The organism is Pseudomonas sp. LAMO17WK12:I5, from assembly GCF_900215165.1.
Taxonomy (GTDB): Bacteria; Pseudomonadota; Gammaproteobacteria; order Pseudomonadales; family Pseudomonadaceae; genus Aquipseudomonas; species Aquipseudomonas putida_A.
In genome coordinates, this window is record NZ_OBDS01000011.1 from 173,650 (window position 1) to 187,403 (window position 13,754).

15 protein-coding genes are annotated in these 13,754 nt (G+C 61.7%); 7 read left to right on the forward strand and 8 right to left on the reverse strand.

The window, feature by feature from the left end; genetic code table 11:
• The 4 genes from CRO59_RS20640 to CRO59_RS20655 are packed head-to-tail and all read right to left on the reverse strand — an operon-like array spanning position 1 to position 3,004.
• On the reverse strand, positions 1–726 hold the full coding sequence (locus tag CRO59_RS20640; RefSeq protein WP_097089519.1) for a DUF484 family protein: 726 nt from the start codon (positions 724–726) through the stop codon (positions 1–3).
• 13 nt (positions 727–739) lie between these two features.
• Positions 740–1,570, reverse strand: coding sequence for a diaminopimelate epimerase (gene dapF, locus CRO59_RS20645; protein ID WP_027610441.1), 831 nt, complete (start codon positions 1,568–1,570; stop codon positions 740–742).
• 3 nt (positions 1,571–1,573) lie between these two features.
• Entirely contained in the window at positions 1,574–2,821 is a 1,248-nt protein-coding gene (gene lysA / locus CRO59_RS20650; protein ID WP_027610442.1) for a diaminopimelate decarboxylase, read from the reverse strand.
• Positions 2,822–2,830: 9 nt separating this feature from the next.
• Complete coding sequence (locus CRO59_RS20655) at positions 2,831–3,004, reverse strand: lipoprotein (protein WP_007911098.1); 174 nt, start codon at positions 3,002–3,004, stop codon at positions 2,831–2,833.
• 316 nt (positions 3,005–3,320) lie between these two features.
• Here CRO59_RS20655 and cyaY point away from each other — a divergent pair, with 316 nt between their 5' ends.
• The 3 genes from cyaY (at position 3,321) to rnk (ending at position 4,555) form a co-directional block, all read left to right on the forward strand.
• A complete protein-coding gene (cyaY, locus tag CRO59_RS20660) occupies positions 3,321–3,653 on the forward strand; it encodes an iron donor protein CyaY (RefSeq protein WP_003229398.1) in 333 nt (110 codons plus the stop codon).
• A gap of 4 nt (positions 3,654–3,657) precedes the next feature.
• On the forward strand, positions 3,658–3,876 hold the full coding sequence (locus tag CRO59_RS20665) for a DUF1289 domain-containing protein (RefSeq protein ID WP_097089521.1): 219 nt from the start codon (positions 3,658–3,660) through the stop codon (positions 3,874–3,876).
• Between the two features lie 259 nt (positions 3,877–4,135).
• Positions 4,136–4,555: a nucleoside diphosphate kinase regulator gene (rnk, locus tag CRO59_RS20670; RefSeq protein ID WP_003229397.1), complete on the forward strand. Its 420-nt coding sequence runs from the start codon at positions 4,136–4,138 to the stop codon at positions 4,553–4,555.
• 7 nt (positions 4,556–4,562) lie between these two features.
• On the opposite strand, the gene CRO59_RS20675 is transcribed toward rnk, so the two are convergent.
• The 3 genes from CRO59_RS20675 to CRO59_RS20685 form a co-directional block, all read right to left on the reverse strand.
• Complete coding sequence (locus tag CRO59_RS20675) at positions 4,563–7,406, reverse strand: class I adenylate cyclase (RefSeq protein ID WP_097089522.1); 2,844 nt, start codon at positions 7,404–7,406, stop codon at positions 4,563–4,565.
• A 184-nt stretch (positions 7,407–7,590) separates the two neighbouring features.
• On the reverse strand, positions 7,591–7,836 hold the full coding sequence (locus tag CRO59_RS20680; RefSeq protein ID WP_027610446.1) for a TIGR02647 family protein: 246 nt from the start codon (positions 7,834–7,836) through the stop codon (positions 7,591–7,593).
• Positions 7,837–8,097: 261 nt separating this feature from the next.
• Positions 8,098–8,382 (reverse strand): hypothetical protein, encoded by a 285-nt coding sequence (locus tag CRO59_RS20685; protein WP_027610447.1) that lies wholly within the window; start codon positions 8,380–8,382, stop codon positions 8,098–8,100.
• A 123-nt stretch (positions 8,383–8,505) separates the two neighbouring features.
• Here CRO59_RS20685 and CRO59_RS20690 point away from each other — a divergent pair, with 123 nt between their 5' ends.
• Positions 8,506–9,165 carry a glutathione S-transferase family protein gene (locus tag CRO59_RS20690; RefSeq protein ID WP_097089524.1) on the forward strand — a complete coding sequence of 220 codons (660 nt, stop codon included), beginning with the start codon at positions 8,506–8,508 and terminating at the stop codon, positions 9,163–9,165.
• A gap of 131 nt (positions 9,166–9,296) precedes the next feature.
• Here the strand turns inward: CRO59_RS20690 and argH are convergent, their stop codons facing one another.
• Entirely contained in the window at positions 9,297–10,691 is a 1,395-nt protein-coding gene (argH, locus tag CRO59_RS20695) for an argininosuccinate lyase (RefSeq protein WP_027610449.1), read from the reverse strand.
• 472 nt (positions 10,692–11,163) lie between these two features.
• On the opposite strand from argH, the gene CRO59_RS20700 reads away from it, so the two are divergent.
• The 3 genes from CRO59_RS20700 (at position 11,164) to CRO59_RS20710 (ending at position 13,753) form a co-directional block, all read left to right on the forward strand.
• Positions 11,164–11,910, forward strand: coding sequence for a LytTR family DNA-binding domain-containing protein (locus tag CRO59_RS20700; RefSeq protein WP_003229385.1), 747 nt, complete (start codon positions 11,164–11,166; stop codon positions 11,908–11,910).
• A 137-nt stretch (positions 11,911–12,047) separates the two neighbouring features.
• Positions 12,048–12,989 (forward strand): hydroxymethylbilane synthase, encoded by a 942-nt coding sequence (gene hemC, locus CRO59_RS20705; RefSeq protein ID WP_097089526.1) that lies wholly within the window; start codon positions 12,048–12,050, stop codon positions 12,987–12,989.
• The gene (locus CRO59_RS20710; protein ID WP_097089528.1) at positions 12,986–13,753 is read left to right on the forward strand and encodes a uroporphyrinogen-III synthase; all 768 of its coding nucleotides are present in this window, start codon (positions 12,986–12,988) and stop codon (positions 13,751–13,753) included. Before hemC ends, CRO59_RS20710 begins: the two co-directional genes overlap by 4 nt.
• The last annotated feature ends 1 nt before the right edge of the window (position 13,754 follow it).

The following is a 13,754-nucleotide window of genomic DNA, read 5'->3' on the forward strand; positions in this document are numbered from 1 at the left end:
TCAGCGTACCGAGCGCAGGGAGCTGTTGACCCGTGGCAGCACGCGGCCCATGACTTCGGCGATGTAGCTGAGGAACAGCGTGCCGACCGAGCTCTTGTAGTGCTGCGGATCACGGCTGGCGATCGCCAGAATGCCGTGAATGCCCTGATGACTGACCGCGACTACCGCGGTGGAGCCGATCTGCTTGCGCTGTTCTTCGCCGAACAGGAAGTCCAGCTCATGTTCACGCAGGGTGCCGCTGACGCTCTTGCCTTCGGTGAGCAGACCGCCGATCGCGGTTTGCGCGTCGGCATGAGTCACCCAGCGGCCAACCGGTGCCGGGTTGTCGCCGAGCAGGATCAGGCTGACAAAGGGCACCTGAAAGTCCTGGCGCAGGCTGTCTTCGACGCTGATCACCACGTCTTCCAGACTGGCCGCGTCCATCAGCGACAGGATCAGGCGGCGGGTCTTGTCGAACAGCCGGTCATTGTCGCGGGCGACGTCCATCAACTGCGAGAGACGATGACGCATCTCGATGTTGCGGTCGCGCAGGATGCTCATCTGCCGCTCGACCAGCGAAACGGTGTCACCGCGCTGGTGGGGAATGCGCATGGCGGGCAGCAGTTCTTCGTGCTCGACGAAGAAGTCCGGATGAGCCTCCAGGTATGCGGCAACCGCTGCCGCCTCCAGGCTTTCGGACGCGGATTCGTCGGACTGTCGGGCGGGTACCTGAGGCTTATCGGTCATGGCTTCTGCTCACTCAAAGACGCACTTGTCCTTCGTATACACGCACTGCCGGGCCGGTCATCAGCACTGGATGGCCAGGGCCTGCCCATTCAATGGACAGACGCCCGCCGGGCAGGTCGATCAACAGCGGCGAATCCATCCACCCCTGGCTGATGGCCGCAACTGCAGCGGCACAAGCGCCGGTACCGCAGGCCTGGGTTTCCCCGGCCCCGCGTTCCCAGACGCGCAACTGCGCGCGGTTGCGGTCGATGACCTGGATGAAACCGACGTTGACCCGCGCCGGGAAGCGCGGATGGTGTTCGATTTTCGGCCCCAGTTCATGCACCGGTGCATTGTTGATGTCCTGTACGCGCAGCACCGCATGGGGGTTGCCCATTGACACAGCGGCCAGTTCGACCGTGGTGCCGTCGACTTCCAGCTGATAGCTGCTGGCCTGCGCCGGTGCGTCGAACGGAATATCCGCCGGCACCAGACGCGGCGCGCCCATGTTCACCCCGATCTGGCCGTCGTTACGCACGTCCAGCTCGATGATGCCGCCCTTGGTCTCGACGCGAATCTGCCGTTTAGCGGTCAGGCGCTTGTCGAGCACGAAGCGCGCGAAGCAGCGTGCACCGTTGCCGCACTGTTCCACTTCCGAGCCATCGGAGTTGAAGATCCGGTAACGGAAATCCACGTCCGGGTTGCTCGGCGCTTCGACGATCAGCAACTGGTCGAAACCGATACCGGTGTGCCGGTCGCCCCATTGCTTGGCGTGCTTGGGCTGAATATGCGCGTGCTGGCTGACCAGGTCGAGAACCATGAAGTCATTGCCCAGGCCGTGCATTTTGGTAAAACGCAGCAGCATGGGTTACTCCGGCAGCAGGCTTTCGCCGGCAAACAGCTCGGCCACGGTTTCGCGGCGGCGCACTTCAAAAACCTGATCACCGTCTACCAACACTTCAGCGGCACGGCCACGGGTGTTGTAGTTGGAACTCATCACGAAGCCGTAGGCGCCGGCCGAATGCACGGCCAGCAGATCGCCTTCTTCCAGCGCGAGCTCACGATCCTTGGCGAGGAAATCGCCGGTTTCGCAGATCGGGCCGACGATGTCGTATTTGCGCGCAGCGGAGTCACGCGGTTTGACCGCGGTGACGTCCATCCAGGCCTGATACAGCGCCGGGCGAATCAGGTCGTTCATCGCCGCGTCGACGATGGCGAAATCCTTGTGTTCGGTGTGCTTGAGGTACTCGACCTGAGTCAGCAGCACGCCAGCGTTGGCGACGATGAAGCGGCCCGGTTCGAACACCAGCGCCAGGTCACGACCGTTCAGACGCTCGCGCACAGCCTTGATGTAATCGCCGGCCAGTGGCGGCTCTTCATCGCGATAACGCACGCCCAGGCCACCGCCGAGATCGATGTGGCGCAGGTGAATGCCGCAATCGCCGAGGCGGTCGACCAGGTCCAGCAAGCGATCGAGGGCATCGAGGAACGGCGGCAGGGTGGTCAGTTGCGAGCCGATGTGGCAGTCGACACCGATCACTTCCAGGTTCGGCAGGTGCGCGGCACGCACGTACACGTCTTCGGCGTCGGCAATGGCGATGCCGAACTTGTTCTCTTTGAGACCGGTGGAAATGTACGGGTGGGTGCCGGCGTCGACGTCCGGGTTCACGCGCAGCGAGACCGGGGCGCGAACACCCAGCTCGGCAGCCACGACTTGCAGGCGCTCGAGTTCGTCGGTGGATTCGACGTTGAAGCAGTGCACGCCGACTTCCAGCGCGCGACGCATGTCGTCACGGGTCTTGCCGACGCCGGAGAACACGATTTTGTCGGCGCTGCCGCCAGCGGCGAGTACACGTTCCAGCTCGCCACGGGAAACGATGTCGAAACCGGCGCCGAGACGGGCCAGGACATTCAGAACCCCGAGGTTGGAGTTGGCCTTGACGGCGTAGCAGACCAGGTGCGGCATGCCGGCCAGCGCGTCGGCGTAGGCCAGATACTGGGCTTCGATGTGCGCACGCGAGTAGACGTAGGTGGGCGTGCCGAAGCGGTCGGCGATGGCGGACAGCGCCACACCTTCCGCGAACAGCTCCCCGCCACGGTAGTTAAAAGCGTCCATGGCGATCCCTTATTGGTAAACGTCGTGCTTGTGTGCTTTGGACGGCTGCTTCTGCGAAGACTGGGCTTGCTCGGCCGGGTCCTGATCGTCATCCGGCAGGTACAGCGGGCCTTTTTGACCACAGGCCGAAACGAGGCAGGCAACCGCGACGAGCGCAGCAAGGGAAGAGATCAGGCGCTTCATGGCGAAATCCTTGAAAATGCGTTAATTGCGCCGGAGTATACCGGCCACCCGGCAGCTTGCCTATGCGAGGGGGTTCCCGTCCGGCGGGGCTCTGTGAATACACACAAACCCCTGTGGGAGCGGGCTTGCCCGCGAAGGCGTCGGTCCAGTCGAGAAAAATGCTGGATGTGCCGGCCCCTTCGCGAGCAAGCCCGCTCCCACAAGTGTTGTGTTGGATGTGCCGGCAGGTGCTTGGTCGTTAATCTTTGCAATCGGCCGGCAGCGTCCGTATCTTGCGGCGCTTGAGCCTGATCAGACATTTTTTGAGGTTGCCACAATGAGTTTGTCCGAAGCGCGTTTCCACGATCTGGTCGATGAAACCCAGGAAAAACTGGAGGACATCTTTGACGAAAGCGACCTGGATATCGACCTGGAAAGCTCGGCCGGTGTACTGACTGTGAAGTTTGAAAACGGCACGCAGCTGATTTTCAGTCGTCAGGAGCCGTTGCGTCAGCTGTGGTTGGCGGCGGTCTCCGGCGGTTTCCACTTCGACTACGACGAAGAGAGCGAGCGCTGGATGTGCGACAAGAGCGAAGAGCAACTGGGCGAGATGCTCGAGCGCATCGTCAAGCAGCAAGCCGGCGTCGAATTCGACTTCGAAGGTCTGTGAATTCGTGACTGATAGCGCTCCCGTCCGGCCTCCGAAGCCGCTCTACAGCAACGTCAGCCCGGCGGTGCCGTCGCCGTGCAGCGGCGTGTGCCGGCTGGATGAGCAGAAGGTTTGCCTCGGCTGCTTCCGCCATGTCGAGGATATTCGCGAATGGCGTTCGGCGGACGATCAACGCCGCCGGATCATCTGCCAGCAGGCTGCCGCACGAAAAGCCCTGACTTGACTCGACCTTGTGGTGAGGGGATTTATCCCCGATAGACTGCGCAGCAGTCTCAGAAGCTTGGGGCCGCTGCGCGACCCATCGGGGATAAATCCCCTCGCCACAGGGGTTCTTGCCATTTCAAAAGTGGGTGACTTGTATATTTTTTGAGCTGTGATAGTGTCCGAACACGCCTCAACCCATCGAGGCATGGTGAAAACCCCGTCTTTTTTGGCGGGGTTTTGCTTTTTTTGTGTGCAGAAGAAAGGAGTCTGCCCGGATCATGACCGCACCTTCCATCACTCTTACCCGTCTGGACGTGCAACGTCTGGAGCGCTTGATCGACAACCTGAATGAGAAAGACCAGGCTGCGCCGGGCGTGATCGCGCTGCAAACCGAACTGGACCGCGCCGATACGCTGGTCGGCCACGATGAAGTGCCCGCCGATGTCGTGACGATGAATTCCCGCGTGCACTGCCGCGAAGAAGGCAGCGGCAAGGACTATCACCTGACGCTGGTCTATCCCAAGGATGCCAACGCCGACGAAGGCAAGATCTCGATCCTCGCGCCGGTCGGCAGCGCGCTGCTGGGCCTGAAGGTCGGTCAGCACATCGACTGGCCGGCTCCGGGTGGCAAGACCCTGAAACTGACGTTGCTGGAAGTTGAATCGCAGCCTGCCAACGGCGGTGAATTCCGCGAGTGACCCCGCCTCAGACCTGTTCGAGCGCCTCGTTCAGGGCGCGCTCCAGGTCGGTCTTGTAGCGCAGATACAAATTGCTTGAACTCTGACCATCACCGAGCAGGCCCGAGAGGTCCAGGTCGGTGATGTAGCAGCGATAGCGCTCGGTCTCGCGGCGCTGCTCGACGATCTCCCGGGCGACCACGTGGAACAGCTGGTCGCCATATTCCAGCTCGCTGAATTCCCGTTGATTGCAATACAAGGTGACCTGCACCTCGCCCGGTGCGGCTTTGCCGACGATCGCCTGCACGTCGTAGAACGGTTTGTTGACCGGTGTCTGCGGCGCCGGTCGTGGTTCGACCCGGCGCGCCCGCCCGGGGCCGGAAGGTAATAGCTGGTAATACAAGGTGTCGAGGCCGACCGCCGGGCTGCCATCCATCGGCAACAGCGCTTCGCGTCGGTACTGGATCGATTGCAGGAAGCGCTGCAGCGGTACCAGCAGGCTCTGTTCATCGTGATACGGCAGATGCTGTTGCCACAGCGCGTTGAACTCATCCAGCACGTACAGCTCGGCCTGTTGTTCGCTGATCCGGTAGAACACCTGAATCGATTCCGGCTGACCCATCGACAGGATCAACGCGAGGTCGTGATCCTCCAGCGCCATCGGGTCCAGGTGCAGCGGGCTGTAGCGCGGCTGTTCTTCGCCCAGATAATCGAGCAGCGCCGGCAATGTCGCGAGGGCTACGTGATTGACCTGGCCCGGCACCAGCTCCAGCACGTGATAGTGCTGTTGCACCTGAATCAGGTAGCGGTGATTGAGCTCGCTGAGCAGCAGGGTCTGCGCGGTGTCGATGACTTCTTCGACGCGCCGGGCAATGAACTGCGCGCGGTTGTGGCAGAAGCAACGCACTTTCAATGATGGCTGCTGCGGGCCGCGCGGCAGATTGTTGAGGTAGTCGCGCAGGCAATCGAGCAGCGCGTGGGGGCCGTCGAAACGGTTGACCAGCACTTCATTCCAGCTGTTGAGCGTGACCTGATCGAGGGTCAGCACAAGGTTTTCGCGCACCCCGGCGTAACTCAGTGAGTCGGTGCGCTCGGTGGTCATCAGGATATTCAGGTCGCGGTGATGCTTGAGCGGATCGATACCGACGTTGACCAGCATCAGCACTTCGCTCGGCACCGCAGCGCGCAGCAGTCGTTCTTCGGCAACGGTCGGCAGGGGCAGGGCGATGCACTGCTGCAGGCTGCTGAGCAGGTTGAACAGCTCGAACTCGCTCATATCGCTGGTGCCGGGGTGCAGCGCCAGTCGGGTGCTGCTGTCGATCACACCGTTGCGGTGGCACCAGGTCAGCAGTTCGAGCAACTCGCGGCTGCGCTTGATCGGCGCGAAGTGCTCCCACTCCAGCGCGTTCAGGCTACCGTTGTACAAACCCCACTGGGTTTGCCCGGGCTCTTTTTTGTTCGGCGATTGCACCAGGGTCAGGGTGTCTTCGGCCAGATCCGGGGCGATGCCGGGATTGATGAATTCGACCTTGTCGGCCTTGCGCTCGAATGCGGCGTACAAGCGACGACCGAGCACGTTCAGGTCGCGCTTGTTGATCAGGCTGACGGTCTGTTCGGTGCGGGCGAACTGGGTCAGGAAGCGGTAGCTGTAATTCAGCTCATTGACCAGGGCGCGGCGTTCGGCGCTGACCTGGCGGACTTTCCACTGGCTGCGGCTGTCGAGCAAGGCCAGTTGCCGCTGATCCCAATGCCATTCGTGCGCCAGGCGCTCCAGCAGCGAACGCTGCCAGCTTTGGGTGCGGCTGTTGCCGGTGAGCTTGCGGTTGACCTTGAGGTACAGCGCGCGCCGCACCAGCTCCAGACGCTCCGGCTCGTTGCGGGCGCAGAGGTATTCCTCGATGCGTCGGTACACCACCATGTACGGATCCAGCTCATCCAGATCCAGCTGATTGGCGAACACGGCCTGCTTGTAGCGCAGGCTCAGACACTGCACTTTCGGGTGTTCGCTGGCGTAGACCTCGGTCAGCAACAGCTTTAGCACTGACTTGTAGGGCGACTCGATGCCCTTGAACAACTGCCACAGGCCGGCACCGATGAACTCGCCCGGCGGAATTGTCGCCAGATGCCCGAGATCAAGCGTCTCGTCGGCGCGAATGAAACGCTTGGACAGCAGAGTGTGGGTGTACAGGTCGTAAGCGCTTTCTTCGTAGACTGGCACCAGCCACCAGATCGGTGTGCGCCCGGCCAGCCAGATCGCGGTGCGATAAAACTCGTCCAGCAACAGATAGTGCTGCGTGCTGCCGCAGTTTTCGGAGCTGAGCTGGGTGTCGCGTTCGCCTTTGACGAAGCGTACCGGGTCGATCAGAAAGAAGTGCGCCTCGGCGCCTTGGGTCGCGGCCCAGGCTTCGAGGAGCTGGCATTTTTTGCGCAACTCGGCGAGTTCGTTGTCGCTCAGGTCCGGTGCGTGGCAAACCCACACGTCCATGTCGCTCTGATCGGCCTGGGCCAGGGTGCCGAGGCTGCCCATCAGAAACAGTCCGTGAATCGGCCGAGGCGGGTTGCTGCCATGGCGCGGCTTGTAGGAGAACGAGCGGGTCAGGCGCTGCGCTTCGGTGAGGGCGCTGGCGTCCGGTTCATAGTTGGACAGCCCGGCTGGGGTGCTGCCGGAAACATAGCCCGGCAACAGCGGGTGATTGACGTGGAAGAACAGTGGCAGCAGGGTCAGCACGCCTTGCTGGCGGCTCGACAGACCTTCGAGCGCCCGGCCAAGGCGACCCTCATTGAGCTTGAGAAAGCGCGCGCGCAGCTGGCTGAGCACCTTGCGGTCGATGCCTTCGTCCAGGTCGGGGCGGATTTCATGGGTGCGCGTCATGTCAGCTCAAACCGGCTCGCAGGCTCGGAAGAAGAGGGTCTCGGAATGGAAGGCAGTTTAGCCTTTGCGCAGCGGGACTTTTAAGCTGAATTTGTTTTTTGACGTCAGATTTTTAGCGGTGAGCGATCAAGCGGGCCCGCGGAAATCCCGTGGCAGGAGTTCCCGTGGGCGAAGACGGGAAAAATCAGGCGGTTTCCTGTTCTCTCAGAATGGTCAGCACGGTTTGCACATTTTGCGCGGCATCACGACCCAGACTGGTCAGATACCCGCCATCGGGCTGGTCGGTGAGGTCTTTCTCGAAGAGGCGTTTGGCGGCGGCGATATGTTTCGGGGCAGCGGTCTGATGAATTTTCAAACCTTCCTGGGAACTGTCCAGGGGAAAGAGTGCGAGGACTTCCAGTTCGGCAACCAGCTCAGGGGTAAGCGACATAAGGACTCCAGACTTTCTAGGAATTGGACGACAGCGTCCCTAAGGTGAACCCGCTTTTGCGGCATGTCCAGTGCTCAGATCAGGGATTTTGTCTTGAGGCGGATTCCAGTGTAGTAGGGGCCGGAGAGATGGCTGGATGGATGGGTGACAAATTGTGTGGGAGCGAGCTTGCTCGCGAAAGCGATGTGTCATATAGCGTTGTCTTTGCTGATGCACGGCATTCGCGAGCAGGCTCGCTCCCACAGGGGGGATGTGCTTGGCCTACTGCTTTTCCGGTGGCAGCTCAGGCAATGCACGCAGCGCGGTTTCATACCACTCGGTATTGAACGCGCGGTCTTCGTCGAGCATCGCGTCGATTTCGTAGGCCAGCACGTGGGCCATCAGATTCAGGATGTCATCACGCTCGTAACCGACCAGCGTCAGCTTGTTGAAGGTTGCCTTGGCCGCTGGCGGGTTGTCGCTTTCGATCTGGTTCTCGATCGCTTCGATCAGCGTCGATTCGGTGAACTCTTCTTCATCATTGTCGATGTCAGTCGGCTCGCTCATGGCAGGCTCCTCAAGGAAAGGCGCCAGTTTACCCGCATTCAGCGGCGTGATGCTGCTGGCAGGATCGAGCCCGGCGATCTATAAACAGTGCCTGCCCACCCCGCACGGCCTGGAGGCTATGTGATGTTCAAGCTCTACGGATTCGCTGTCAGCAACTACTACAACATGGTCAAGCTGGCGCTGCTGGAAAAAGGCCTGGCGTTCGAAGAGGTGACGTTCTACCCGACGCCGACCCCGGAATCGCTGGCGATCAGCCCGCGCGGCAAAGTACCGGTGCTGGGCGTCGAAGCGGGTTTCATCAACGAAACCGCGATCATCCTCGAATACCTCGAACAGACCCAGAAAGGCACGCCGCTGCTGCCGAGCGATCCATTCGAGCGGGCGCAGGTGCTGGCGATCGCCAAGGAAATCGAGTTGTACATCGAGCTGCCGGGCCGCGCCTGCTATGGTGAGGCGTTCTTCGGCTCGCCGGTGCCGGAGGCGATCAAGGAGAAAACCAAAGCCGAGCTGTTGCTGGGTTTCGCGGCGCTGGGCCGCCACGGCAAATTCGCCCCGTACGTGGCGGGCGACAGTTTGAGCATCGCGGATTTGTATTTCCTGTACAGCGTGCCGCTGGCGTGTGCGGTCGGGCAGAAACTGTTCGGGATCGATTTGTTGGCAGAGATGCCGAAAGCCAAGGCGCTGCTGGAGCGGCTTGAGCAGAATCCGCACGTGCAGAAGATTGCAGCGGACAAAGAGGCGGCGATGCCGGCGTTTTTGGCGATGATCGCTGCCAAGAAGTGAATTTTATAGCGCTCTGAAGGGAAGCCTTCGCGAGCAGGCTCGCTCCCACAGGGGATTTTTGTCGGCCACAAATTTTGTGTTTAACAAAAATCCAAATGTGGGAGCGAGCCTGCTCGCGAAGCTTTTGACCTTTAGCGGCTGGCGATGAGGGCCTGACCGCGAACCACCGCTGCCTTGACCTGCGCCGGCGCCGTCCCGCCGATATGGTCACGGGCATTCACCGAGCCTTCCAGGGTCAGCACGGCGAACACGTCCTGCTCGATCTGGTCGCTGAACTGACGCAGTTCTTCCAGGCTCATCTCGGCCAGATCCTTGCCGGTGTCGACGCCGTACTTCACCGCGTGACCGACGATTTCGTGGCAGTCACGGAACGGCAGGCCACGGCGCACCAGGTAGTCCGCCAGGTCGGTGGCGGTGGAGAAACCACGCAGCGCCGCTTCACGCATGATCGCGTGTTTCGGCTTGATCGCCGGGATCATGTCGGCAAACGCCCGCAGCGAATCGCGCAGGGTGTCGGCGGCGTCGAACAGCGGCTCTTTGTCTTCCTGATTGTCCTTGTTGTAGGCCAGTGGCTGGCCCTTCATCAGGGTCAGCAGGCCCATCAGTGCGCCGAACACGCGGCCGGTCTTGCCGCGAACCAGTTCCGGCACGTCCGGGTTTTTCTTTTGCGGCATGATCGAGCTGCCGGTGCAGAAGCGATCAGGCAGATCGATGAACTGGAACTGCGCGCTGGTCCACAGCACCAGCTCTTCGGAAAAACGCGACAGGTGCATCATCGCGATGCTGGCGGCCGAGCAGAATTCGATGGCGAAGTCGCGATCGGAAACGTTGTCCAGCGAGTTGCCGCCGACGGCGTCGAAGCCCAGCAGTTGCGCGGTGTATTCGCGGTCGATCGGGTAGGTGGTGCCGGCCAGCGCGGCGCTGCCCAGTGGCATGCGGTTGGTGCGCTTGCGGCAGTCGACCAGACGCTCGTAGTCGCGGCTGAGCATTTCGAACCAGGCCAGCATGTGGTGGCCGAAGGTCACTGGCTGAGCAGTTTGCAGGTGAGTGAAGCCGGGCATGATGCTCGCGGCTTCACGCTCGGCTTGCTCCAGCAGGCCTTTTTGCAGGCGGGTGATCTCGGCCAGGATCAGGTCGATTTCGTCACGCAGCCACAGACGGATGTCGGTGGCGACCTGATCGTTGCGGCTGCGCCCGGTGTGCAGTTTCTTGCCGGTGATACCGATGCGGTCGGTCAGGCGCGCTTCGATGTTCATGTGCACGTCTTCGAGGTCGACGCGCCAGTCGAACTGGCCGGCTTCGATTTCGCCCTGAATGGTCTTCAGGCCGTCGATGATGCTGTCGCGCTCGGCATCGGTCAGCACGCCGACCTTGGCCAGCATGGTGGCGTGGGCGATCGAGCCCATGATGTCGTGGCGATACAGGCGCTGGTCGAAGGTGACGGAGGCGGTGAAGCGGGCGACGAAGGCGTCGACGGGTTCACTGAAGCGGCCGCCCCAGGACTGATTGGTCTTGTCAGTGCTCATGAATTCGCTCGTATCGGCTTGAAGAAAGAAGGCGTGAAACGCTGGCGCGGATAATAACAGGGTTGCCAATCCTGTCGCTGACACCGGTCGATACGTTTTTTTCTCATCTGCTCATTCATAGTCGGCGCCGTCTGCGGGGGATTTGCGCAAGGATATTTTTCGATTGAGCAATATCGGCCCGGCAAGCGTCTACAGTTGGACATAAGGGTCGGCGCGACTGCGGATCGCACAAAGGTCCGGACGCCGACTATAAGAAGAGGGGGTGGGTGGTTTTGTCCTTTGGCATACCCCGTGAAAAACGCAGGAAACAGCGGGCTTTGAGCGGTACGACCCGGACACTGGCAAATATTGCTGGCCGACGTACGGCACTTTTTGGCGCTCGGGCTAGTCTTAGCGTGGATCGCGGTGACGGACGTCACTTCACCTGTCTACGCTATCCTTGTGCGAGACTCACGCAGGAATCCAGCGCAATATGAATGTCCTGATCGTTGATGACGAACCACTGGCTCGCGAGCGCCTAAGCCGAATGGTAAGCGAGCTCGAGGGTTATACAGTCCTGGAGCCCAGCGCCACGAATGGCGAAGAGGCGTTGGCGCTGATCGACAGCCACAAGCCGGATATCGTGCTGCTCGATATTCGCATGCCGGGCCTTGATGGCCTGCAAGTCGCTGCCCGTCTGTGCGAACGCGAAACGCCGCCGGCCGTGGTGTTTTGCACCGGCCCCGATGAATTTGCCGTGGAAGCCCTGCAGGCCAGCGCCGTGGGCTATGTGGTGAAACCCGTGCGAACCGAACATCTGCATGACGCCCTGAAACGGGCTGAACGTCCCAACCGGGCGCAACTCTCGGCCCTGACCCGTCCCGCCGCCGAAAGCGGTAATGGCCCGCGCAGTCACATCAGCGCCCGCACCCGCAAAGGCATCGAGCTGATCCCGCTGGATCAGGTGGTCTATTTCATTGCCGATCACAAATACGTGACCCTGCGCCATGAAAGCGGCGAGGTGCTGCTGGATGAGCCGCTGAAAGCCCTCGAAGACGAATTCGGCGAGCGTTTCGTGCGCATCCACCGCAACGCGCTGGTCGCCCGCGACCGCATCGAGCGTCTGCAACGCACACCGCTGGGGCATTTCCAGCTGTTCCTCAAAGGCCTCAATGGTGATGCGCTGATTGTCAGCCGCCGGCATGTGGCCGGTGTGCGCAAGATGATGCAGGGCCTCTGACCCGGCCTTCGCGCACGGTTGCACTTTCTTCTGCCGGGCATTGCAGGCCAGGGAGGCCACGCCGTTTCTGATTCAAGTCAAAGTGGATTTGGCTGAGCTGTTATTATCCGCCGTATCTATTCAGTACGGATTGATCCATGTCCTCTCGCGAAATCCGCATCGCCACCCGTAAAAGTGCGCTGGCCCTCTGGCAGGCCGAATACGTCAAAGCCCGTCTGGAAGCGGCCCATCCGGGTCTGCTGGTGACGCTGGTGCCCATGGTCAGTCGCGGCGACAAGCTGCTCGACTCGCCGCTGTCGAAAATCGGCGGCAAGGGCCTGTTCGTCAAGGAGCTGGAAACCGCGCTGCTGGAAAACGAAGCCGACATCGCCGTGCATTCGATGAAAGACGTGCCGATGGACTTCCCCGAAGGCCTTGGCCTGTTCTGTATCTGCGAACGCGAAGACCCGCGCGATGCTTTCGTTTCCAATACCTACGCCAGCCTCAATGCGCTGCCTGCCGGCGCCATCGTTGGCACCTCCAGCCTGCGGCGTCAGGCGCAACTGCTGACCCGTCGTCCTGATCTGGAAATCCGCTTCCTGCGCGGTAACGTCAATACCCGTCTGGCCAAGCTCGATGCCGGCGAATATGACGCGATCATCCTCGCGGCGGCCGGCCTGATCCGCCTCGGTTTCGAAGAGCGCATCACTTCTGCGATCAGCGTCGACGACAGTCTGCCGGCCGGTGGCCAAGGCGCTGTCGGCATCGAATGCCGCAGCGCCGACACGCAAATCCACGCCTTGCTCGCACCGTTGCATCACGCCGACACCGCTTCGCGCGTGACCGCTGAACGTGCCCTCAACAAACACCTGAATGGCGGCTGCCAGGTGCCGATCGCCTGCTACGCCGTGCTTGAAGGTGAGCAGTTGTGGTTGCGTGGTCTGGTGGGCGAACCGAGCGGTGGCAAGCTGCTCAGCGCCGAGGCGCGCGCGCCGCGTGCCGATGCCGAGACGCTGGGGGTGAAGGTTGCCGAAGACTTGCTCAGCCAGGGTGCCGACGACATTCTCAAAGCGGTGTATGGCGAGGCAGGTCACGAGTGACTGGCTGGCGCCTGCTGCTGACGCGCCCTGCGGATGACTGTGCGGCGCTGGCCGCGGTGTTGGCCGGACAGGGGATTTTCAGCAGTTGCCTGCCGCTTCTGGACATCGCGCCGCTGCCGGTCTCTGACAAGATACGTCAGGCGCTGGCGCAGCTGCCGGGTTGCAGCGCGGTCATCGTGGTCAGCAAGCCGGCGGCGCGGATTGCGCTTGATCTGCTGGACGCTTATGGACCTGAGTCATTGTCGATGCCGTGGTTCAGCGTCGGTGCGGCGACTGCGCAGATTCTTCGCGATCACGGTCTCGATGTGCACTGTCCCGCCGACGGCGATGACAGTGAAGCCCTGCTGCAATTGCCGCGTCTGCGCGAGGCGGTCACCGAGCCCGGCGCGCAGGTGCTGATCCTGCGTGGCGAGGGTGGCCGCGAGCTGCTCGCCGAGCGCCTGCGCGCGCTTGGTGCTAGTGTCGAGTATCTGGAGTTGTATCGGCGTGACCTGCCAGCCTACCCGCCGCAAGAGCTGCCGCAGCGGATTGCAGCGGAACGCTTGAACGGGCTGGTGGTCAGCAGTGGACAGGGTTTCGAGCACTTGCGCCAGATGGCCGGCGATGCCTGGCTTTCAATTGCGCAGTTGCCGTTGTTTGTGCCAAGCCCAAGGGTTGCCGAGCTGGCACATGCCGCCGGGGCCCGAACAGTTGTGGATTGCCGCGGCGCGAATGCCGCGGCTTTGCTGACGGCGTTACGGGAGCATCCCGTGCCCGTTCTCTAAT